Source organism: Vibrio sp. 10N.222.46.A1 (assembly GCF_041473595.1).
In the GTDB taxonomy this organism is placed as follows: Bacteria; Pseudomonadota; Gammaproteobacteria; order Enterobacterales; family Vibrionaceae; genus Vibrio; species Vibrio tasmaniensis_A.
The window spans coordinates 1-538 of sequence record NZ_JBFRSN010001332.1 but is presented as its reverse complement, the minus strand read 5'-3'; the positions used below and the strand labels follow the sequence as shown (position 1 = coordinate 538).

At 36.2% G+C, this 538-nt stretch carries 1 pseudogene; it reads right to left on the bottom strand.

The annotated features are described in order from the left end of the window. Positions 1-252 (bottom strand): annotated as a pseudogene (locus tag AB4496_RS26385) (MaoC family dehydratase); the annotation flags it as partial. Positions 253-538 lie beyond the last annotated feature (286 nt).

The following is a 538-nucleotide window of genomic DNA, read 5'->3' as shown; positions in this document are numbered from 1 at the left end:
TTCAAGCTCATCAAATACAAGTTGTGCTTCTGGCTTAAGTACGATCTGTGGTTCAACAGGCATCTCTGGCGCATCTTCATTGACAGCAGGTTTGTGGTGATCACGAACCCACGCAAAGAAATGACTATTTTGCGTGCGATTCAGAAAGTCTCCCCAGTAATCTCTAAGAGCTGGAGACATCCATTGCATAAACTCTGAGTGTTGCGAAGACACGCTGTCGCCTCGGTGTTTAAATAAATCAATGACTTTCATAAGAACCTCAATGCACAAAATATTTCAATATAACTTGGTAATTTTGAAACACTTCACACTATTGTGCAAATACTTTCGAGCATACAAGTGTTAGCCGAACACTTATATATCCAACAAAAACAACAACCTAAGAATAAAACACCATTTTATTGGAGAGCTTTAATTGGAGTATTAACTCTACCTTATAATAAACATTTCATTATATAAACAGATTCTTTATTCACAAGTGGAATAAAAAAGGCTTAGCACAATGCTAAGCCTTCGTTTTTACAAGAAATTAATTACC